This window comes from Cellulomonas jepli, from assembly GCF_047229345.1.
In the GTDB taxonomy this organism is placed as follows: domain Bacteria; phylum Actinomycetota; class Actinomycetes; order Actinomycetales; family Cellulomonadaceae; genus Cellulomonas_A.
The window spans coordinates 1-20733 of the sequence record NZ_JBFTER010000092.1; the positions used below are offsets into that span (position 1 = coordinate 1).

General features: G+C 76.2%; 18 protein-coding genes and 1 pseudogene. 6 read left to right on the top strand and 13 right to left on the bottom strand.

Annotated elements, in window-relative coordinates; translation table 11 throughout:
• A pseudogene (locus tag AB6N24_RS17950) lies at positions 1 to 320 on the bottom strand (hypothetical protein); the annotation flags it as partial.
• Between the two features lie 472 nt (positions 321 to 792).
• Here AB6N24_RS17950 and AB6N24_RS17955 point away from each other — a divergent pair.
• From AB6N24_RS17955 to AB6N24_RS17975, 5 genes are all read left to right on the top strand, one after another.
• The gene (locus tag AB6N24_RS17955) at positions 793 to 2280 is read left to right on the top strand and encodes a cytochrome ubiquinol oxidase subunit I (RefSeq protein WP_412870753.1); all 1488 of its coding nucleotides are present in this window, start codon (positions 793 to 795) and stop codon (positions 2278 to 2280) included.
• Between the two features lie 14 nt (positions 2281 to 2294).
• On the top strand, positions 2295 to 3404 hold the full coding sequence (gene cydB, locus AB6N24_RS17960) for a cytochrome d ubiquinol oxidase subunit II (protein ID WP_412870754.1): 1110 nt from the start codon (positions 2295 to 2297) through the stop codon (positions 3402 to 3404).
• Between the two features lie 72 nt (positions 3405 to 3476).
• Complete coding sequence (cydD, locus tag AB6N24_RS17965; protein WP_412870755.1) at positions 3477 to 5189, top strand: thiol reductant ABC exporter subunit CydD; 1713 nt, start codon at positions 3477 to 3479, stop codon at positions 5187 to 5189.
• Complete coding sequence (locus AB6N24_RS17970; RefSeq protein ID WP_412870756.1) at positions 5186 to 7177, top strand: amino acid ABC transporter ATP-binding/permease protein; 1992 nt, start codon at positions 5186 to 5188, stop codon at positions 7175 to 7177. Before cydD ends, AB6N24_RS17970 begins: the two co-directional genes overlap by 4 nt.
• Complete coding sequence (locus AB6N24_RS17975) at positions 7174 to 8901, top strand: sensor histidine kinase (protein ID WP_412870757.1); 1728 nt, start codon at positions 7174 to 7176, stop codon at positions 8899 to 8901. Before AB6N24_RS17970 ends, AB6N24_RS17975 begins: the two co-directional genes overlap by 4 nt.
• A 114-nt stretch (positions 8902 to 9015) precedes the next feature.
• Here AB6N24_RS17975 and AB6N24_RS17980 read toward each other — a convergent pair whose 3' ends face one another.
• Entirely contained in the window at positions 9016 to 9642 is a 627-nt protein-coding gene (locus AB6N24_RS17980) for a response regulator (RefSeq protein ID WP_412870768.1), read from the bottom strand.
• 118 nt (positions 9643 to 9760) lie between these two features.
• Here AB6N24_RS17980 and AB6N24_RS17985 point away from each other — a divergent pair, with 118 nt between their 5' ends.
• A complete protein-coding gene (locus AB6N24_RS17985) occupies positions 9761 to 10705 on the top strand; it encodes a phosphoglycerate dehydrogenase (RefSeq protein WP_412870758.1) in 945 nt (314 codons plus the stop codon).
• A gap of 86 nt (positions 10706 to 10791) precedes the next feature.
• Here the strand turns inward: AB6N24_RS17985 and mutM are convergent, their stop codons facing one another.
• The 11 genes from mutM to AB6N24_RS18040 all read right to left on the bottom strand — a co-directional run.
• Positions 10792 to 11715, bottom strand: coding sequence for a bifunctional DNA-formamidopyrimidine glycosylase/DNA-(apurinic or apyrimidinic site) lyase (mutM, locus tag AB6N24_RS17990; RefSeq protein ID WP_412870759.1), 924 nt, complete (start codon positions 11713 to 11715; stop codon positions 10792 to 10794).
• A gap of 6 nt (positions 11716 to 11721) precedes the next feature.
• Positions 11722 to 12597, bottom strand: coding sequence for a ribonuclease III (gene rnc, locus AB6N24_RS17995; RefSeq protein ID WP_412870760.1), 876 nt, complete (start codon positions 12595 to 12597; stop codon positions 11722 to 11724).
• A gap of 49 nt (positions 12598 to 12646) precedes the next feature.
• Positions 12647 to 12844 (bottom strand): 50S ribosomal protein L32, encoded by a 198-nt coding sequence (rpmF, locus tag AB6N24_RS18000; protein ID WP_258723776.1) that lies wholly within the window; start codon positions 12842 to 12844, stop codon positions 12647 to 12649.
• A gap of 2 nt (positions 12845 to 12846) precedes the next feature.
• Complete coding sequence (locus AB6N24_RS18005; RefSeq protein ID WP_412870761.1) at positions 12847 to 13443, bottom strand: YceD family protein; 597 nt, start codon at positions 13441 to 13443, stop codon at positions 12847 to 12849.
• Positions 13444 to 13535: 92 nt separating this feature from the next.
• Positions 13536 to 14051, bottom strand: coding sequence for a hypothetical protein (locus AB6N24_RS18010; protein WP_412870762.1), 516 nt, complete (start codon positions 14049 to 14051; stop codon positions 13536 to 13538).
• On the bottom strand, positions 14048 to 14551 hold the full coding sequence (gene coaD / locus AB6N24_RS18015) for a pantetheine-phosphate adenylyltransferase (RefSeq protein WP_412870763.1): 504 nt from the start codon (positions 14549 to 14551) through the stop codon (positions 14048 to 14050). Before coaD ends, AB6N24_RS18010 begins: the two co-directional genes overlap by 4 nt.
• A 46-nt stretch (positions 14552 to 14597) precedes the next feature.
• Positions 14598 to 15191: a 16S rRNA (guanine(966)-N(2))-methyltransferase RsmD gene (gene rsmD / locus AB6N24_RS18020; RefSeq protein WP_412870764.1), complete on the bottom strand. Its 594-nt coding sequence runs from the start codon at positions 15189 to 15191 to the stop codon at positions 14598 to 14600.
• The gene (locus AB6N24_RS18025) at positions 15188 to 16798 is read right to left on the bottom strand and encodes a DUF6297 family protein (RefSeq protein ID WP_412870765.1); all 1611 of its coding nucleotides are present in this window, start codon (positions 16796 to 16798) and stop codon (positions 15188 to 15190) included. The genes rsmD and AB6N24_RS18025 overlap by 4 nt, the downstream gene beginning before the upstream one ends.
• Positions 16795 to 17487: an ABC transporter ATP-binding protein gene (locus tag AB6N24_RS18030; protein WP_412870766.1), complete on the bottom strand. Its 693-nt coding sequence runs from the start codon at positions 17485 to 17487 to the stop codon at positions 16795 to 16797. The genes AB6N24_RS18025 and AB6N24_RS18030 overlap by 4 nt, the downstream gene beginning before the upstream one ends.
• A 53-nt stretch (positions 17488 to 17540) precedes the next feature.
• Positions 17541 to 19817, bottom strand: coding sequence for an ATP-dependent DNA helicase RecG (locus AB6N24_RS18035; protein ID WP_412870767.1), 2277 nt, complete (start codon positions 19815 to 19817; stop codon positions 17541 to 17543).
• Between the two features lie 100 nt (positions 19818 to 19917).
• Positions 19918 to 20733, bottom strand: an 816-nt coding sequence (locus AB6N24_RS18040) for a DAK2 domain-containing protein (protein ID WP_489672063.1), incomplete at its 5' end; no start/stop codon positions are given.

The following is a 20733-nucleotide window of genomic DNA, read 5'->3' on the forward strand; positions in this document are numbered from 1 at the left end:
GCGGCGACCTTGCGGGTCGCGCGGCGAGCGGCCGCCTGGGCGACCGGCGCCGCGGCCGGCTCGGTCACGACCGGGGCCGGGCTCGGGGCCGCGACACCCTCGGCCTTCGTGGCGGTGCTCGCGGCGACGTCCCGCGCGCCCGGCGCCTGCGAGGCGTCCTGCGGAGCGGACGCGTCCGGCGGTGCGGCGACCTTGCGGGTCGCGCGGCGCCGTGCGGGCTTCTTGGCCGGCGCCGTCCCCTCCGTGCCGGCCGCGTCCTCGCGGCCCGTGGCGTCGTTCGGGGCTTCGTTGCTGGGGGTTCCTGCGGTGTCGAAGGTCACGCGGGGTGCTCCTGTGTGCCCGACGGGTGCCGTCCACACACCTCGGCGCCCACGGGCGGTCAGTCGTCGCTCGCGCGGTGCGCTGCGACGGAAGTCGTCGGTCGCGGCTGGCTGCACAGGCGGTCGGCGCCATCGCCCTGCCTGCTCGTCGAGCGGGTCCCGTTGCGGGGCCCGGCGGAAAGCCGGCGGCGCCTGGCGAGCGCGATGCGCTGGTGCGGCGAGCACGGTCACGGTGTCGGGGCGGTGTGGGCGCCCCGGAACCGCGTTCAGTATCGCACAGGCACCGTCCGGGGCCCTCAGCGACACGGTCCGGTGTGACGACGTCGCGTCAGCAAGCGGGACCTTGGTCCCAGGGTCCCGGGCGCCGCCGACCTAGCGTCGGAGGCGGTCCTGGGCGTCACCGCCGGACCGGTGCACGCGCCCCACCACGGGTGCGTGGACCCGCCGCCGCTCGACCCGACGGAGACCCCGCGTGGAAGCCCTCGACCTGGCCCGCTGGCAGTTCGGTGTCACGACCGTCTACCACTTCATCTTCGTCCCGCTCACGATCGGGCTCTCCCCGCTCGTGGCGCTCATGCAGACGTTCTGGGTGCGCACCGGCGACGAGCGGTGGCTGCGCCTGACGAAGTTCTTCGGGAAGCTGTTCCTGATCAACTTCGCGATCGGCGTCGCGACGGGCATCGTGCAGGAGTTCCAGTTCGGCATGAACTGGAGCGAGTACTCGCGCTTCGTCGGCGACGTGTTCGGCGCGCCGCTCGCGATGGAGGCGCTCGCCGCGTTCTTCGTCGAGTCGACCTTCCTCGGCCTGTGGATCTTCGGCTGGGACAAGCTGCCCAAGAAGCTCCACCTCGCGTGCATCTGGGCCGTCGCGCTCGCGACGAACCTGTCCGCGTTCTTCATCCTCGCGGCGAACTCCTGGATGCAGCACCCGGTGGGCGCCGTGCTGAACACCGAGACGGGCCGCGCCGAGATGGTCGACATCGTCGCGGTGCTCACGAACCCGACCGTGCTCGCCGCGTTCCCGCACACGATCACCGCCGCGCTGCTGACCGCCGGCACCTTCGTCGCGGGGATCGCGGCGTGGTGGATGGTCCGGACGGTGCGCCGCGGCGACGTGGACCTCGCGCGCACGGTCTACCGCCCGGCCGTCGTGCTCGGCACGATCACGATGCTCGTCGCCGGCGTCGGCCTCGCAGTCACGGGCGACTGGCAGGCCAAGCTCATGTTCGTCCAGCAGCCCATGAAGATGGCCGCGGCCGAGGCGCTGTGCGAGAGCACCGACGGCGCGGCGTTCTCGATCCTCGCGATCGGCGACCTCGCGAACGACTGCGACGGCGTGAGCCACCTCATCGAGATCCCGGGCATGACCGCGTTCCTCGCGACGGGCGAGTTCGACGCGCCGCTCGACGGCGTGCACGACCTGCAGGCGCAGTACGAGGAGAAGTACGGCGCCGGCGTCGACTACACACCGAACCTCGCGGTCACGTACTGGAGCTTCCGGCTCATGATCGGCATGGCCGCGGGCTCGGCGCTGCTCGCGGTCGCGGTGCTGTGGTTCACCCGCCGCGGCCGGGTCAGCGACAACCCGTGGCTCGCCCGGATCGCGCTCGCGGCGATCCCGACGCCGTTCCTCGCGTCGGCGTTCGGCTGGATCTTCACCGAGATGGGCCGCCAGCCGTGGGTCGTGGTGCCGAACCCGAACCCGAGCGGCGTCGACGGCGTGTGGCTGCTGACCGCGCGCGGCGTCTCGACGGTCGTGAGCCCGGCGATGGTGATCACGTCCATGGCGGCGTTCACGCTGCTCTACGGCGTGCTCGCGGTGATCTGGTTCCGGCTCATGCACCGCTTCGCGGTCGAGGGTGTCGCGGCGTCCGAGCACGACCCGAGCCCCGAGGCGCGCACCGACGACCCCGACGACCCGGACTCCGCGGCCGACCGCCCGCAGTCCTTCGCGTACTGAGGCAGGGAGACGACATGGAGCTCACGACCGTCTGGTTCCTGCTCATCGCCGTCCTGTGGACCGGCTACCTCGTCCTCGAGGGCTTCGACTTCGGGGTCGGCATGCTGCTGCCCGTGCTCGGGCGCCGGAGCAACACGGACCGCCGCGTCATGATCAACACGATCGGCCCGGTCTGGGACGGCAACGAGGTCTGGCTGCTCACCGCGGGAGGCGCGACGTTCGCGGCGTTCCCCGAGTGGTACGCCACGATGTTCTCCGGCTTCTACCTGCCGCTCCTGCTGATCCTGCTCGCGCTGATCGTCCGGGTCGTGGCCTTCGAGTGGCGCGGCAAGATCGACGACGACCGGTGGCGCGCGCGGGCGGACCTCGCGCTGACCGTCGGCTCGTGGGTCCCCGCGGTGCTGTGGGGCGTCGCGTTCGCGAACATCGTCCGCGGCGTCGAGCTCGACGCCGACCACCAGTACGTCGGCGGGTTCGTCGCGCTGCTCAACCCGTTCGCGCTGCTGGGCGGTGCGGTCACGGCGCTGCTGTTCCTCACGCACGGCGCGGTGTTCCTCGCGCTGAAGTCGGCCGGCGACGTGCGGGAGCGCGCCGGTGTGCTGGCCGCTCGGCTCGCCCCGGTGACGCTCGCCGTCACCGCCGCCTGGGCCGTGTGGGCGCAGCTCGCGTACTCCGTCGCGTGGACGTGGGGCGCCGTCGGGCTCGCCGCGGCCGCGCTGCTCGTGCTGGTCCGGGCGACCCGCGAGCGGCGCGAGGGGTGGGCGTTCGTCGCCTCGGCCGTCACGATCGTCGCCGCGGTCGTGCTGATCTTCGGGTCGCTGTTCCCCGACGTGATGCCCGCCTCCGACCCGTCGAACTCGCTGACGGTGACCAACGCGTCGTCGACCGACTACACGCTGACGGTCATGACCTGGGTCGCGGCGGCGCTCACGCCGCTCGTGCTGCTCTACCAGGGCTGGACGTACTGGGTGTTCCGGAAGCGGGTCTCGGCGGAGCAGATCCCGGCGAGCGTGGGCCTGACCTTCGCGCGCCGCGGGTCCGCCGATGCGGGCGTCGCTGCGGCGGGCGCGTCGGGCTCCGGCGACGGCCCGGGGGACGACGTGGGTCGTCCGACCCCGTCGTGAGTCACCCCGTCGTGGGACAGCCCTCGCGAGTCACCCCGTCGTGAGACACCTCGTCGTGAGACGCGGCCTCTCGTGAAGCCGCTCGACCCCCGGCTGCTGCGGCACGCCCGCGCCGCGCGCCGCTACATCGCCCTGACGGTCGTGCTCGGCGTCCTCGTCGCCGGGCTGGTCGTGGCGCAGGCGCTCCTGCTCGCGCACGCGCTCGCCGCCGCGGTGCACGACGGCGCGACGCTCCCCGAGATCGCCCCGCAGGTCGCCTGGCTCGCCGGCGTGGTCGCGGTGCGCGCGGTGCTCGCCGGCGCTCAGGAGCGGTTCGCGCACCGGGCGGCGACGCGCGTGATCGGTGACCTGCGCGCGCAGGTCGTCGAGCGGTCCGCGCTGCTCGGTCCGCGCTGGACGGCCGAGGGCGACGGGTCCCGCGTCGTGACGCTCGCGACCCGCGGGCTCGACGCGCTCGAGCCGTACTTCGTGCGGTACCTGCCGCAGCTCGTGCTGGCGGCCACGGTGACCCCGGCGACGCTCGTCGTGATCCTCGGGCTCGACTGGGTCTCCGCGGCGATCGTGGGCGGCACGATCCCGCTCGTGCCACTCTTCATGGTGCTCGTCGGGCGGCTCACCCAGGGTCGCTCGGAGCGCGGGCTGCGCGTGATGCAGCGGCTCGGCTCGCAGGTGCTCGACCTGCTGGCGGGCCTCGCGACGCTGCGGGCGTTCGGGCGCGAGCTCGGACCCGTGGCGCGCGTGCGCGAGCTCGGCGACGCGCACCGCCGCGCGACGATGGCCACCCTGCGCGTGGCGTTCCTGTCCGGCATGGTGCTCGAGCTGCTGACCACGCTGTCCGTCGCGCTCGTGGCCGTCGGCATCGGGCTGCGGCTCGTGTACGGCGAGCTCGACCTCGTCACGGGGCTCGCGGTGCTCGTGCTCGCGCCCGAGGTGTACCTGCCGCTGCGCCAGGTCGGCGCGCAGTTCCACGCGTCGACCGACGGCGTCGCGGCCGCGGAGCAGGTGTTCGCGGTGCTCGAGACCCCCCTGCCCCCGCGCGGCGGGCACCCGGCGCCGGACCTGCGGACCGCGTCGGTGCGGCTGCGCGGCGTCGGGGTGCGGGCGCCCGGTCGCGACGTGCTGGCACCCGCGGGCCTCGATCTCGACGTGCGGCCCGGCACGGTGGTCGCGCTCACGGGTGCGAGCGGCGGCGGGAAGACGACCGCGGTCGACGTGCTGCTCGGCCTCGTGGCCGCGGACCTCGGCACGGTCGAGGTCGTCGGCCCGGGCGGGGCGACGCTGCCGCTCGCCGAGCTCGACCCGGCGACGTTCTGGGCGCAGGTCGCCTGGCTCCCCCAGCGTCCGCTGCTCGAGCCGGGGACGCTCGGTGAGGTCGTGACCGGGGGCGTCGACGTGGGGCCCGCCGAGCGCGACGCCGCAGCGGCGCTGACGGGGCTCGACGCGGTCGTGGCGGCCGCACCGCTCGGCTGGGACACCCCCTGCGGCCGCGGCGGCGACGGGCTGAGCGTCGGGCAGCGCCAGCGCGTCGCCCTCACGCGTGCGCTGCTCGGCACCGCCCCGCTCGTCGTGCTCGACGAGCCGACGGCGCACCTCGACGCCGCGGGCGAGCAGGTCGTGCTGGACACCGTCGCGGCCCTGCGCGACGCGGGGCGCACCGTCGTGCTCGTCGCGCACCGGGCGTCGCTGCTCGCGGTGGCCGACGAGGTCGTCGAGGTCCGGCCCGCTGCGCTGCTGGCGGCGCCCGCGCCCGGCGCCGGAGCCGACCGCGCGGAGGTCGACGCATGAGCGCACCCGTGCGTCCCTGGACCGCCGACGACCCCCTGCGCCGGGCGCTCGTGCTGCTCGACGTCGACCGCGCCCGCGTCGGGCTCGCCGTCGGCCTCGGCGTGCTGAGCCTGGGCTCCGCCGTCGCGCTCGCCGCGGTCGCGGCGTGGCTCATCGCCCGCGCGTCGCAGATGCCGCCCGTGCTCGAGCTGTCCGTCGCGACCGTCGCCGTGCGCGCGTTCGGCATCGGCCGCGGCACGTTCCGCTACGTCGAGCGGCTGACCTCGCACGACGTCGCGCTGCGCGGCGTGGCGACGCTGCGCACGACCCTGTACGAGCGGGTCGCGACGGGTCGGGTCGGCACCGCGCTCGCACTGCGCCGCGGCGACCTGCTCGCCCGGGTGGGGGCGGACGTCGACACCGTGGGCGACGCGGTCGTGCGCGGGCTGCTGCCCGCCGCCGTGGCCGCTGTGCTCGGGCTCGGGACCGTCGTCGCGATGGCGCTGTTCCTGCCCGCGGCGGGGCTCGCGCTCGCGGCGTGCCTCGTGCTCGCGGGCGTCGTGTCGCCCGCGCTGGCCGCCCGCGCCGCCCGGACCAGCGAGGCGCAGGCGCTCGACGCACGCGCGGCCCTCGCGAGCGTGTCGCTCGGCGTCCTCGACGCCCCGGGACCGGTGACCGTCGCCGGGCTGCTGCCGCGCGAGCTCGACGCGCTCCGCTCCGCCGACGCGGCCCTCGCCCGGGCGGTCGACGCCGGAGCCCGGCCCACGGCCCTCTCGGCGGCGCTCGGGCAGCTCGCGGTCGGCCTCGCGGTCCTCGCGGCGCTCGTGCTCGGCGTCCCGGCGCTCACCGCCGGCACGGTCGCCCCGGTCGACCTCGCGGTGCTGGTCCTCACGCCGCTCGCGGCGTTCGAGGCGACGGCCGTCCTGCCCGCGGCCGCGATCCAGGTGCAGCGCTCGCGCGCGGCGGCGGCCCGCGTGCTGGCGCTGCTCGACGAGGCGGCGGACGGGACGTCCACGGCGGACGCGACGCCGGGCGGGCCCGGACGCGGGCAGTCGCTGGGTGCCGGCGCCGCCGGGCCCTCGGCCGCGCCGGACACCTCCGGACGGGCCGCACCGGCGTCGCACGACACCTCCGCGGGTGCCGCCCGTGTGCTCGACGCCCCCGACCGCGCCCCCACCGTGCCGCCCGGTGAGGGTGCCGCCGAGCACGGGGCGCACGCCCGGTCCGCCACGCTCACCGCGCGCGACCTCGTGTGCGGCTGGCCGGACCGCGAGCCCGTCGTGCGTGGTCTCGACCTCGACGTGCGCCCGGGCCGGTCGGTCGCGGTCGTCGGGCCGAGCGGCACCGGCAAGACGACGCTGCTGCTCACGCTCGCGGGACTGCTGCCGGCACGTGGCGGGAGCCGCGCGCTCGGCGGGGTGCCGCTCGACGCCCTGCCGCGCTCCGAGGTGACGTCCCGCGTCGTGCTCACGACCGAGGACGCGCACGTGTTCGAGACGACGGTCCTGGAGAACCTGCGCGTCGCGCGCGGCGACGTGACCGAGGACGACGCGCGGGCCGCGCTCGACCGGGCCGGGCTCACCGCGTGGCTCGCGGGCCTGCCCGACGGCCTCGCCACGCCGCTCGGCGCCGACGGCCGCAACGTCTCGGGCGGTGAGCGCCGCCGGCTCCTGCTCGCGCGGGCGCTGCTCTCCCGCGCGCCGCTCCTGCTGATCGACGAGCCCGCGGAGCACCTCGACACCGCGACCGCCGACCGGCTCGTCCGTGACCTGCTCACCACCGGCACCGACCCGATCCCCGCCGGCCCGGGAGCCCTCGCGGCCCCGTCCGCCCGCGGTGTCGTCGTCGTGACGCACCGCCTCTCCGCGCTCGACGCCGCCGACGAGGTCCTCGTGCTCCGTGACGGTCGCGTCGCGGCACGCGGCACGCACGCGGAGCTCCTCGCCCGGGACCCGGGCTACCGTGAGGCGCAGGCACGGGAGCGGCACGAGCAGCAGGAGGACCGATGACCGACGCGGTGACGCGAGCGCCTCGGCCGGCCCCACCGGCGGACGCGGCGCGGGACAGCGACGTCGTCACCGGCGACGGCCTCACCGACCTGCTGAACGCGGTGCTGTCGGTCGCGAGCGGGCTCGACCTGCGCGGCGTCATGGAGCGCTTCGTCAAGGTCAGCGCCGAGCTCACCAGGGCGCGGTACGGCGCGATCAACGTGCTCGACGCGCGCGGGGCGTCGACCACGTTCGTGCAGACCGGGATGCCGACGTCGATCGCCGAGATGATGAGCAACCCGCCGCACTCGATCGGCGTGCTCGGCCGCATCCCCGCGCACGGCGTCCTGCTGCTCGACGACCTCACGCAGCACCCCGCGTTCCGCGGCTTCCCCGCCAACCACCCGCCGATGGGCTCGTTCCTGGGCGCCGCGGTGCGCGTGCGCGAGCAGGTCTACGGCTACCTCTACCTGTCCGAGAAGGACGGCGGCTTCACGCGGGCCGACGCCGACGTCGTCGTCGCGCTCGCCGCCGCCGCGGGCATCGCGGTCGCCAACGCGCAGCTCTACGCCGACGCGGCGCGCCGCGAGCACTGGCTGCGCGCCGGTCAGGACATCACGACGATGCTGCTCTCGGGCGTCGACGAGGAGGAGGCGCTCGAGCACATCGCGGCGACGGCCCGCGAGGTGGCGGGCGCCGACACCGCCGCGCTCGCGCTCCCCGGGGTCGGCGGCGAGCTCGTCATCGAGCTCGCCGACGGGCACGCGGCCGACAGCCTCATCGGGGCGGTCATGCCGCGCGACGGGCGCTCGTGGGCCGTGATGGACGAGGGCCGTGGCCTGCTCGTCGAGTCGCTCTCGAAGTCCCGCGTGGTGCGGGTCGCGCCCATGCGCGCGTTCGGGCCGGCGCTGTTCGCGCCGCTCCAGACGTCCGGGCGCGGGGTCGGCGTCCTCATCGTGCTCCGCCGCATCGGCAGCGCGCCGTTCGAGCCGAGCGACCTCGTCACCGCGGAGTCGTTCGCCGCGCAGGCCGCCCTCGCGTTCGTGCTCGCCGAGGCGCGCCACGCGCAGGACGTCGCGGCGCTGCTCGACGAGCGCGAGCGCATCGCGCGCGACCTGCACGACCTCGCCATCCAGCAGCTCTTCGCGACCGGCATGCAGCTCGAGACGGTCCGCCGCCGGGCCGCGCGGGGCGTCGACCCGAGCGAGCTCATGGGCATCGTCGAGGACGCGCTCGACAACGTCGACGGCTCCGTCCGGCAGATCCGCCAGATCGTCTACGCGCTGCGCGACCCCGACGCGGCGACCGGGCTGGTCGAGCGCCTGCGCCGCGAGGCGTCGCTCGCCCGCACCGGGCTCGGGTTCGCGCCGTCGTTCGTCGTCTCGCTCGACGGCACGGTGGTGCCCGACGGCGACTACATCGAGGCCGACCAGCTCGACGCCCGTATCGGCCCCGACCTCACCGACGACGTCGTCGCCGTGGTGCGCGAGGGTCTCGCGAACGCCGCCCGCCACGCGCAGGCCTCGTCCGTGTCGGTGCGCGTCTCGGTGCAGGGGTCGGGGCCCACGGGCCGGGTGCTCGTCGAGGTCGAGGACGACGGCGCGGGCCTCTCGGGCCGCAGCGACCGGCGGTCCGGCACCGGCAACCTCGCCGCGCGTGCCCGCCAGCACGGCGGCACGTTCAGCCTCGGCGCGACGCCCGACGGGCGCGGGGCGCTGCTGTCGTGGGCGGCGCCGCTCGACTGAGCCCTGCTCTCGTGGGTGAGGAAGCGCTGCCGTCGTGGGCGACGCTCGGCCGAGCAGCGCTGCTGTCGTGCGCTCCGCGCAGCACGGCCGCCGTCGCCGCTCCACCCGCCCGGGTCAGTGACCCGTCTCGGCGCGCCACCCGCTGTGCTTGCGCGCGGCCACCCACGCGGCGACCTGGGTGCGCCGCTGGAGGCCCATCTTCGCGAGCAGCGACGTGATGTGGTTCTTGACCGTCTTCTCCGCGACGCCGAGGCGCTCGGCGATCTCCCGGTTCGACATCCCCTCGCCGATGAGGTCGAGCACCTTGAGCTCGCTCGGGGTGAGGTTCTCCGTCGGGTCGTCGTGGCCGGCGCGGCGGCGCGTCACGGTCCGCTCGTCGAGCAGCGTGCGGCCCGCCGCGACGGCCCTGATGACCTCGGTGATCTCGGCGCCCCGGACGCTCTTGAGCAGGTACGCGGACGCGCCCGCGTCGAGCGCGGCGGCGAGTGCGTCGTCGTCGTCGAACGAGGTGAGCACGACGGCCCTGACCTCGGGCTGCGTCGCGCGGACCTGGGTCATGAGGTCGATCCCCGTGCCGTCGGGCAGCTGGAGGTCGACGAGCAGGATCTGCGGACGCACGAGCCCGGCGCGCCGCACGCCGTCGGCGACCGAGCCCGCCTCGGCGATCACGGTCATGCCCTCGGCCCGCTCGACGACCTCCGCGATGCCCCGCCGCACGACCTCGTGGTCGTCGACGATCATGACGCTGATCGGGCGGTCGTTCGCGGCGGGCGGTGTCGTGGGGGGCACCGTGGCATCGTACCGAGGAGGAGCCGCCGGGCGGCCCACGACCCGCACCCACGACGCACCGAAGGACGCCATGACCACCGTGCTGCTCCCGACCGGGCTCGACCTGGACCCCACGCTCCCCCACGGCGTCGAGGCCGCGTGGTACGACCCGCGCGAGCCCGTGCCCGAGGAGCACGTCGACGCCGAGGTGCTCGTCGTGTGGGCGAGCCCCGCCCGCGTGCTCGAGGACGCCGCACGCCGCCTGCACCGGCTGCGCTGGGTCCAGACGTTCGCCGCCGGGCCCGACGCCGTGCTCGGGGCGGGCTTCGGGGAGGACGTGGTCGTCACCTCGGGCCGGGGCCTGCACGACGACCCCGTCGCGGAGCACACGCTGGCCCTGCTCCTCGCGGGGATCCGCGCGCTGCCCGACCTCGTGCGCGCGCAGGACGAGCACCGGTGGGCCCGCGAGCTGACCGGCAACCACCCGGGACGGCCCGCGGACGCGCTGCGCACGCTCTCGGGCGCGCATGTGCTCGTCTGGGGCTTCGGGTCCATCGCGACGCGGCTCTCCCCGCTCCTGACCGCGCTCGGCGCGCACGTGACCGGGGTCGCGACGACCGCCGGCGAGCGCGCCGGCTACCCGGTGCTCGCGGCGTCCGAGGTGGCCCGGGCGCTGCCGACCACCGACGTGCTGGTCGCGATCCTCCCGGCGACCGAGGCGACGCGGCACGCGATCGACGCGGACGTGCTCGCCCGGCTCCCCCGGCACGCGTGGGTCGTCAACGTCGGGCGCGGCTCGACGCTCGACGAGGCGGCGCTGCTCGACGCGCTGCGCGGCGACCGGCTCGGCGGCGCGGCGCTCGACGTGTTCGAGACCGAGCCCCTGCCCGCCGACTCGCCCCTGTGGTCCGAGCCCCGCGTGATCGTCAGCCCGCACGCCGCGGGTGGCCGGCCGGTGGACCCGGGCGGGCTGCTGACGGAGAACCTCGCACTGTTCGTCGCCGGGCGGCCGCTGCGCAACACCGTCACGCGCTGAGCCGGGCCGGCGACCGGCGGGCCCGGACCGCGGGACGACGCACCAGGGCCGGGTCGGTCCGGTGGGGCGGCAGCCGCCGCGACGGCTCAGAACCGCGCGTTGCGGGGCCGCGGCTGGCAGACCGGGCAGGTGAACGACGAGCGGTTCATGAACTCGTCACGGCGCACGAGCGTCCCGCAGCGCGGGCACGGCTTGCCGACCTGCCCGTACACCGCGAGGGACCGGTCGAAGTACCCGGACTGCCCGTTGACGTTGACGTAGAGCGCGTCGAAGCTCGTGCCGCCCTGCGCGAGCGCGGCGCGCATGACCTCGGCGGCGCCGTCGAGCGCCCGCTCGACCTCGGCGCGCCGGAGCGTCTCGGTCGGGCGCGCGTAGTGCAGCCGCGCGCGCCACAGCCCCTCGTCGGCGTAGATGTTCCCGATCCCCGACACCAGCGTCTGGTCGAGCAGCGCGCGCTTGATGCCGGTGCGCCTGGCGCGGAGCCGGCGCACGAGGCCGTCGCGGTCGAGCGCGGGGTCGAGCAGGTCGCGCGCGATGTGCACCGCCGGCTCGGGGAGCAGCGGCAGGTCGGACCCGAGGCCACCGGGGGCCCCGTCGGGGGTGGGCACGAGGTCCGTGACCGACAGGTGGCCGAAGGTCCGCTGGTCCACGAAGTCGAGCGCGCCCCCGTCGGACAGGCGCACGCGGACGCGCAGGTGCGGGTGCGGGGCGCCCTGCTCGAGCTCGGCGGCGGAGCGCACGAGGAGCTGCCCGCTCATTCCGAGGTGCGCGAGCAGCGCCGCGTCGGGGTGGTCGGTGCCGGGCGCGTCGAGCACGACCCAGAGGAACTTGCCGCGGCGCACCGCCGCCTCGAAGCGGCGACCGGCGAGCCGGCCGGCGAGGTCGAGCGGTCCGCCGACGTGGCGCCGGACGCTGTAGTCGCGGTGCACCTCGACCGTCGCGACCGTCCGGCCGAGCACGTGACGGGCCAGGCCGTCGCGGACGGTCTCGACCTCGGGCAGCTCGGGCACGGGCCCTCAGGAGGCGGGCGCGGGCGCGGGTGCCGTCGCGGGCGTGCCGGCGACGGCCGAGCCGTCGTCGTCGGCGGGTCCCGCAAGCGTGCCGCCGTCGACGCCCGTCCCGTCCGCAGCGGCGGCACCGGCCGCCGCCCCGCCGGCGAGCGCGACGTCGTCCAGGTCCGCCTCCGCGGGGGTCGGCGCGGTGGCCTGCGACAGCTCCTCGAGCGCGCGGTACGCGGCCGCTGCGGCGTGCTGCTCGGCGAGCTTCTTCGCCGGACCGGTCCCGCTGCCGCGGACCTCGCCCCCGACGACGGCGTGCGCGGTGAACGTGCGCGCGTGGTCGGGTCCGTCACCCTGGACGTCGTAGGAGGGCGCACCGAGGCCGAGCGCCGCGGAGAGCTCCTGCAGGCTGGTCTTCCAGTCGAGGCCCGCGCCCAGGTCGGCGGCGGCCTCGAGCGTGGGACCGACGAGGCGCAGCACCACACCGCGCGCGGTCTCGAGCCCGTGCGAGAGGTAGACGGCGCCGAACAGCGCCTCGAGCGTGTCGGAGAGGATCGAGTCCTTGTCGTGGCCCCCGGTCGCGAGCTCGCCCTTGCCGAGCAGCACGTACGCGCCCAGGTCGAGCTCACGGGCGACCCCCGCGAGCGCACGCTGCGAGACGGTCGCGGCGCGCATCTTGGCGAGCTCGCCCTCGGACTGCGACGGGTGCCCGCGGTACAGCTCCTCGGTGACGACGAGCCCGAGCACGGTGTCGCCGAGGAACTCGAGGCGCTCGTTCGTCGGGATGCCGCCGGCCTCGTGCGCGAACGAGCGGTGGGTCAGGGACAGCACGAGAAGCTCGGGGTCCAGGAGGACCCCGAGCTTCTCGACGAGCTGGGCGGCTGCGAGGCTCATGCGGGCGTCGGTGACGGGTGCACGCGGATCACGGCCGGCGACGTCGGCGTCAGCCGACCTCGTGCTCGCTACGGATGGCCTCGACGTAGCGGCGGTTGTTGTACGCACCGCAGGACGGGCACGCCGTGTGCGGGCGCGTCTGCGCCTTGCACTGCGGGCAGGTGGCGAGCGCGGTGGCAGTGGTCTTCCACTGCGACCGACGCGCACGGGTGTTGCTGCGCGACATCTTGCGCTTCGGAACAGCCACGGCTAGCTCTCTTTCGTGTCGTCTTGCGTGCTCGTCAGGCCACCGAGCGCGGCCCACCGAGGGTCAAGGATCTCATGCGTGTGGTCCGGGTCGTCCGCCAGGCGCGCTCCGCATTCGGAGCACAGTCCTGGGCAGTCGGGCCCGCACAGCGGTTGGAACGGCAGCACAGGGACCACCGTGTCGCGCAGCGCGGGCTCGAGGTCGACCAGGTCGCCCTCGAGCTCACGCACGTCCTCGTCGTCGTCGCCGTCCTCGACCGCGACGGCGGCACGCTCGGGGTAGACGTAGAGCTCCTGCAGGCTGACGTCGACGTCCTCGACGACCTCCTCCAGGCAGCGCACGCACTCCCCGACCGCCCGGCCGCGGACGGATCCGGAGACCAGGACCCCCTCCATGACCGCCTCGAGCCGCAGATCCAGCTCGAGGTCGCTCCCGGCGGGGATGCCGATCACGTCGGTACCGAGGTCCTCGGGTGCCGGGACGGTCCGCTGCACGGTCCGCATCGATCCCGGACGTCGGCCGAGCTCGTGGGTGTCGAGCACGAACGGCGAGCGGGGATCGAGGTGTGTCGCGCGCTGCACGGTCCAGGTTCCCGTCATGAGGTGTCTCGGTCGCGCCATGACCGGCAGGACCAACGGACAACAGTACGGTACGGGCGGCGCTCGCCCAAACCGTCGGCGCGTCGGTCGGCTCAGTCGTCCTCGGAGCCCGAGAGCCGTCCCGCGAGCTTCGCGCGACCGGCCTGCACCTGGCTCAGCACCCGGCCGAGGTCGATCTCGAAGTCGGCCAGGCGCCGGTCGCAGTAGTCGTCGGCGTCGCGGCTGAGCATCTCGGCGGTCTGCTCGGCCTCGCGCACGATCTCGGCGGCCCGCTGACGGGCCTGCGCGACGACCTCCTCGGCGTCCACGAGCTGTGCCGCGCGCTCCCGGGCCCGCGCCAGCAGCGCGTCGGCGTCCGCCTGCGCCTCGACGCGTGCCTGGTCCGCGTCGGCGAGCACCTCGTCGGCGCGGGTGAGCTGCGAGGGCAGCACGTCACGCGCCTGCTCGACGAGGTCGAGCAGCTCGGCCCGGTTCACGAGGACCGAGGACGACATGGGCATCGCGCGCGCGGTCGAGATCGCCGACGCGAGCGCGTCGAGGATGCCCGTGAGCCCCTCGGGCTGCGTCCGGTCCTGCGCCTCCGCGTCACGGTCGTCGTACGTGCTCATCCGGTGCTCCTCCCCGGCGCCGGGCGCACGCCCAGCGCCTCCCGTACCGCCTGCGCCACGGCCGGGGGCACGAGGTCCTCGACCGCACCGCCGAACCGGGCGACGTCCTTCACGAGGGACGACGCGATGTGCGCGAGCGCCGGGTCGCCGACGACGAACACGGTCTCGACGCCCGACAGGTGCCGGTTCATCAGCGCCATCGGCAGCTCGGCGTCGAAGTCCGCCCCGCCGCGCAGGCCCTTGACCACCGCGACCGCTCCCTGCGCCCGCACGAAGTCGGCGAGCAGCCCGACGACCGGCTCGACCCGCACGCCGGCGAGGTCGGCGACCGCCTCCCGGGCCAGCCGCACGCGCTCCTCGACCCCCAGCAGCGCCGACTTCGAGGAGTTGCTCGCGACACCGACGACGACCTCGTCGAACATCGAGCGCGCGCGGCGCACGACGTCGAGGTGGCCGAGGGTGATCGGGTCGAACGACCCGGGACAGACGGCTGTGGTCACGCGGCCAACCTACGCGAGGCCCCTGCCGGACGTGCGGAACCCCTGCTCACCCGGGTGCGCCGTGGTCCGCGCCGTCACCCTCCTCCTCGCGGGCCGGCTCCGCGAACCACACGCGCGTGTCGCCGTACGCGCGCACGTCGAACCGCTCGACGCCCGGCGGCCAGGTCGGCTCGGCGCCCCGGGCCGCCCGCTCGACGACCACCACGGCGTCCGGGTCGAGCGAGCCGGCCACGCCGAGGAGCACCTGGGCGAGGTCCTCGTCGGACACGTCGTAGGGCGGGTCGACGAGCACCAGGTCCCAGGGCGCGACGGCGGGACGTCCGGCGAAGCGCTCGGCCCGCTCGGCGACGACCGCGACCCGGTCCGTCAGTCCCAGCGACCGGGCGTTGCGCCGGCACACGTCGGCCGCGACGCGGGCGTGCTCGACGAGCGTCGCGTGCGCCGCTCCCCTGCTCACCGCCTCGATCCCGAGCGCGCCCGAGCCCGCGTACAGGTCCAGGACGCGCGCGCCGTCGAGCACCCCCAGGTGCCCCAGCCGGGAGAACAGCGCCTCGCGCACGCGCTCGCTCGTCGGGCGGGTGCCCTTCGGCGGGACCTCGAGGCTGCGGCCACCCACGGTCCCCGCGACCACGCGCGTCACCGCGCACCTCCGGCCGGCGCCGTGGGGTCGCCGGACAGCCCCATCCGCTCGGCGAGCGTCCGGGTGCTCGTCGCGACCGCCACGACCACCAGGCTCAGGACCGTCTGGACCACGACCAGCTCCGGGTGCACGCGCCCGAGGAAAACGCTGACCAGCACCGGGATCAGCCCCAGCACGAGCACGTCGGGGCCGCGCGCCAGCACCGAGGTGACACCCGTCGGGATCGCGCCCATCGGGGTCGCGATCAGCGGGGCCGACCAGTCGGGGGCGGGCCGGTACGCCGCCCGGACCGCCGCACCCGCCCACACCGGCACCGCGGCGACGCCGAGCGCGAGCCAGCCCGGCACGTCCTGGTGCCACAGCCCGACGACGCCGAACGCGACGAGCGACCACGCGGTCATCGCGACCGCGGGCACGACCATGCGCAGGAGCCGCACGTCGCGGGCGCCGAGCGGCAGCAGCCGGTCGAGCACGGGCGCCATCTCCGCACGCCGCGCGCCCTCCGCGGCCGTGGTCGCCGCGACGAAGCCGCCGGCGACGAGCGCGATCGCGAACCCGACGGGGCCCGCGAGCTCGGGGGCCGTGCCGACGAGCGCGGGGACCAGGGCGGTCGCGAGGAGCAGCACGAGCCGGCGCGGCGAGCGCAGCACGACGAGCGCGTCCGCCACGACGAGCGCCGAGGACGGACCGCGGACGAGCCGCAGCCGGGACGCGCGCCGGCGCCGGGGCAGCGACGCGTCGGTCAGCACCCGGCCGAGCTCGCGCGTGTCCAGCGAGACGACCGCGCCGACGGCCTGGCTCGCGACCGCGCCGCCCGCGCGCAGCGAGCGCGACGGGATCCGCTCGAGCCCGCGGTCCACCGCCACGCCGAGCGCGGCGGTCGCGACCGCGAGCCCGACGAGCACGAGCGGCGAGACCACGGGCAGCCCGTCGGGACGCCACCCCGCGACGCCGCTCGCCACCGCGAGGAGCACCGCACCGCCGAGCACGAGGTCGCCGGCGACCGAGGTGGCCCGGCGCGAGACGTCGAGGGTCTGCGCGAGCGACGCCCCGAGCACCACGACGGCCGCGCCGAGGACCGCGGCGAGCACGGTCGACAGGACCCGTCCTGCCGGAGCCGCGAGCACGCCCGCGTCGAGCACGCCCACCACGACGCCGCACACGAGCGCGGCCCCGGCCGGGACGCGGGCCACGGCAGGCCGCAGCAGGCCGCGCCGCTCGACGGGCAGCGGGAGCCACCACGCCGCCTCCGGACCACCCGCGCTCACCGGCCCGAGCCGCCCGGACAGCGAGAGGACGACGCCGGCGAGCCCGACGACGACCGCGACGACGAGCGCGGACAGGCTGAGCCCGGGCAGCGACCACACCGTGGGGCCCGACGCGCTCCCCGCCGCGTCGGGCAGCGCCTCCCGGAGCGTCCCCGTCACCCCCAGGGCGATGCCGATGCCGATCGCGACCATGATCGCCGCGTAGTAGACGTCGCCCAGCAGCTCCCCGATCCCGGCGCCGGCACGTTGGTTCGTCGTCGCGGACGTGAACCGGCGGATCGAGCGCCCCTGAGGCAGCTCGCCGACCTCGAAGCGGCCGACGTCGGTCGCGCCGCTCACCGGGGCGCCTGCGCGATGACGTCCGCGGCGTCGTCGGCGCTCAGCACCGGCGACCCGTCGTCGCCCACGAGCACGGCGGCGTCCGCCACGGCGCGCAGCAGCCCCGGGTCGTGCGTCGCGAGCAGCACCGCGCCGCCGGCGGCCCGCTCGTCGCGCAGGCGCTGCGCGAGCGCGTCCTGCATCCGGCGGTCGAGCCGCTGCTCCGGCTCGTCGAGCACCAGCAGGGTGCGAGGGCGGACGAAGCCCGCGGCGAGCAGGAGGCGACGGCGCTGGCCGGACGACAGCGCCGCGGGCAGCGACGCCGCGTGGGCCGCGAGCCCGAACTCCTCGAGGATCCCGTCGACGACCTCCTGCGCGCCCCGCACGCCGTGGCCGCGCGCCGTGAGGTAGAGGTGCTCCGCGACGGTCAGCGCCGGGAAGTACGCGTCGTCGTCGAGCACGCTCGACACCCGGGTGCGGTACGCGACGTCGCGCTCGTCGACCTCGGACCCGAACACCTCCAGGGTGCCGCCCGCCGGGTCGAGCAGCCCGAGCACCGCGCGCAGGATCGTCGACTTGCCGGACCCGTTGGGGCCGACCAGCCCGAGCACGGAGCCGGGCTCGAGCGTGAACGTCACGGGCGCGCACACCGGCTCGCCGCCGTAGCCGACGAGCAGGTCCTGGGCACGGATCACGGGCGCGGTCGACACGCCGACAGACTACGCAGTGCGTCCCGGAGGCCCCGGACCTGCCCTCCGCCGGCTCACGCCCGGTCGAGGAACTCCTCGCGCTCGCCCGCGAGCTGCCGGTCGATCGCGGCCCGCAGCGCCGGGTGCCCCTCGAGCTCCGGGTCGGCGTCGACGACCCCGCGCGCATCGGTCCGCGCTCGCTCGATGACCTCGCCGTCGCGCGCGACCCGCAGCAGCCGCAGGGAGCTCGCCGCCCCGGACTGCGCGGCGCCGAGCACGTCGCCCTCGCGCCGGAGCTCGAGGTCGACCGCCGCGAGCGCGAAGCCGTCGCCCGTGGACGCGAGCGTCGCGAGCCGGGTCGCCGCCGGGGTGCCCTCGGGTGCGTCGGCGACGAGCAGGCACAGCCCGGGCGCGCTGCCACGCCCGACGCGCCCACGCAGCTGGTGGAGCTGGGACAGGCCGAACCGGTCGGCGTCGAGCACGACCATGACCGTCGCCTCGGGGACGTCGACCCCGACCTCGATGACCGTGGTCGAGACGAGCACGGGCACGCGGCCGGACGCGAAGTCCGCGAGCGCCCGCTCCTTCTCGTCGGACGGCATGCGTCCGTGCAGCTCGGCGACGCCGACGCCCGCGAGCGCCGGGAGCACGCGCAGCTCCTCCGCGACCTGGAGCACGGCCTGCAGCGGCCGCCGGGCGGGGGCCTCGGCCGGCCCGTCGAGGTCGAGCTCGTCGGCGGCCAGCAGGTCGGCGCCGTCCCCCTCGTCGCGCCGCGCGCCGCCCTTGCCCTCGTCGGGGTCGATCCGCGGGCACACCACGTACGCCCGTCCGCCGCGCTCGACCTCCTCGCGCACGCGCCGCCACGTCCGCTCGACCCACGCGGCGTTCTCCGCGGGGACCACGTGCGTCGTGATGCCGCTGCGCCCGGCCGGGACCTCGGTGAGCACCGACGTCTCGAGGTCGCCGAACACCGTCATCGCGACGGTGCGCGGGATCGGGGTCGCGGTCATCACGAGCAGGTGCGGGGTCTGCGCGGCCTTGGCCCGGAGCGTGTCGCGCTGCTCGACGCCGAACCGGTGCTGCTCGTCGACCACCACGAGCCCGAGGTCCGCGAACTGCACGGTCTCCGAGAGCAGCGCGTGGGTGCCGACGACGATGCCGGCCCGCCCGCTCGCGGCGTCGAGCAGGTTCTCGCGGCGCGCCGTCGCCCCCTGGGACCCCGTGAGCAGCGCGACCCGGGTGCTCTGCTCGGCGCCGCCGAGGAAGCCGCCCTCGCCGAGCGGGCCCAGCAGCGCCCGGAGCGTCCGCGCGTGCTGCGCGGCGAGCACCTCGGTCGGCGCCAGCAGCGCCGCCTGCCCGCCCGCGTCGACCACCTGGAGCATCGCCCGCAGCGCGACGACCGTCTTGCCCGAGCCGACCTCGCCCTGCAGGAGCCGCTGCATCGGGTGCGCCGCCGCGAGCTCGCCCTCGAGCTCCTCACCGACCGCGCGCTGGCCCGCGGTGAGCGTGAACGGCAGCTGCGCGTCGAACAGGTCGAGCAGGCCGCCGGCGACCCGCGGCCGGGCGGTGGCGACCGCGCCGACCACGCGGGAGCGGCGCCGCGCGAGCTCGGCCTGCAGCACGAACGCCTCCTCGTAGCGGAGCCGGTCGCGCCCCCGCTGCCAGTGCTCGTCGGTGTAGGGCTCGTGCACGTCGAGGAGCGCCTGGCGCAGGCCCACGAGCCCGTGCCGGGCGCGCACGTCGTCGGGCAGCGGGTCGGGCAGGTCGTCCTCGGTGAGGGGGTCGAGCACGGTCCGCACGCAGCGCTGGATCCGCCACGTGGGCGCTGCGGCGGAGGCGGGGTAGATCGGGATCGGGCGCGACGCCTCGAGGAACGCGCTCGCCTCGTCATCGGCGTCGACGCCGATGAGCTGGTAGTCCGGGTGCGTGAGCTGGCGCTGGCCGCGGTAGTCCGAGACGACGCCGGTGAACAGCCCGGTCCGCCCGGCGACGAGGCGCGTCTCGTGCAGCCGGAGCGCGCCGCGCCGCTTCGCGAAGAACGTGAGGTGGAGCTGGTGACTGCCGTCGGTCACGACCGCCTGGAGCATCGCCCCGCCGCGCGAGCGCATCTCGCGGACCGTGGCCTGGCGGACCTCCGCCATGACGGTCACGTGCTCGCCGACGACCAGGTGCGCGAGGTCCGTGAACGCCCCGGGCTCGGAGTACCGGCGCGGGTAGTGCCGCAGCAGGTCGCCGCTCGTGCGGAGCCCGAGCTTCGCGAGCGGCGCGGCGCTGCGCTCGCCCAGCACCCGGGCCAGCGGCTCCTCGAGCCGGGGCACGGGCCGCACCACGGCGTCGTCGGGCACGCTCATCGCCGACCTCCCCGCAGCACGACGCCGGTGCTGTCGACGACGCCCCGACCCCGCAGCCCGGTGCGGCTCCCCGCACCGGTGCGCGCGCCTGCCCGCTCGTTCACTCGACCCCCATCCAGTACGACGGCACCCCGTCCGCGGGGCCCGCTCCCAGCACCGTGAGCTCCGGGTGGCGCTCGGCGACGCGGTCCTCGAGCTCGGCCCGCGCCGCAGGCGTCACGTCACAGCCGGTCAGCAGCGTGAGCGTCTCCGCCCCGGGGGCACCGCCGTGGTCCGCGAGCAGCGCGTCGACCGCTGCGAGCGCCGACTCGGGTGCGGGGTCGCCCACCTGCGCGGTGCGCAGGCCCTGCAGGCTCCGCAGGCACGCCGCCACGCGCGCGTCCGCCCCGGCACCAGGGTCCGAGCCCGCGAGCGCGAGCGCCGCGACCGTCACGCGCAGCTCGTCGAGCGCGGGCAGCACGTCGATCCTCAGCCCGGCAGCCGCGAGGGTCTCGGCGCACCGGCGCGCGAGCTCGGCCGTCGCCCGGTCACCCGGGAGCACGACGACGTGCGTGCTGCCCGTGTCCGTGACGGCCCGCACGAGGTGCCGCTCGCTCACGGCCGCCCCGTCGCAGCGCACGAGCGTCACGGCGCCGAGCGACGCGAGCGGGCCGGCGAGGTCGACCGAGCCCGTGCACGCGACGACGCCCAGGCCGGTCGGGAGCCCGGTGACGGCTCGGTCCACGAGGAGCCGCACGACGACCTGCTCCCGAGCGCCGAGAGCGGCCCCCGCCACGGCGGCCCCGGGGTCGTCGGTGTGCACGTGGACGTGCCACAGGCCCTCGCCGCCGACGACCGCGACCGAGTCGCCGAGCGCCTGCATCCGCGCGCTGAGCCCGGGTGCGAGGTCGGCCGCGGGGTCGGCGCCGGGCTCGGC

Bases quoted from the DNA above. Each gene is read 5' to 3' on its own strand.
- AB6N24_RS17970 (WP_412870756.1), top strand. From the start codon at position 5,186: ATGAGCGCACCCGTGCGTCCCTGGACCGCCGACGACCCCCTGCGCCGG.
- AB6N24_RS17985 (WP_412870758.1), top strand. From the start codon at position 9,761: ATGACCACCGTGCTGCTCCCGACCGGGCTCGACCTGGACCCCACGCTC.
- AB6N24_RS18010 (WP_412870762.1), bottom strand. From the start codon at position 14,051: ATGAGCACGTACGACGACCGTGACGCGGAGGCGCAGGACCGGACGCAG.
- AB6N24_RS17980 (WP_412870768.1), bottom strand. From the start codon at position 9,642: ATGATCGTCGACGACCACGAGGTCGTGCGGCGGGGCATCGCGGAGGTC.
- rnc (WP_412870760.1), bottom strand. From the start codon at position 12,597: ATGAGCCTCGCAGCCGCCCAGCTCGTCGAGAAGCTCGGGGTCCTCCTG.
- AB6N24_RS17975 (WP_412870757.1), top strand. From the start codon at position 7,174: ATGACCGACGCGGTGACGCGAGCGCCTCGGCCGGCCCCACCGGCGGAC.
- AB6N24_RS18005 (WP_412870761.1), bottom strand. From the start codon at position 13,443: ATGACGGGAACCTGGACCGTGCAGCGCGCGACACACCTCGATCCCCGC.
- cydB (WP_412870754.1), top strand. From the start codon at position 2,295: ATGGAGCTCACGACCGTCTGGTTCCTGCTCATCGCCGTCCTGTGGACC.
- AB6N24_RS18035 (WP_412870767.1), bottom strand. From the start codon at position 19,817: ATGAGCGTGCCCGACGACGCCGTGGTGCGGCCCGTGCCCCGGCTCGAG.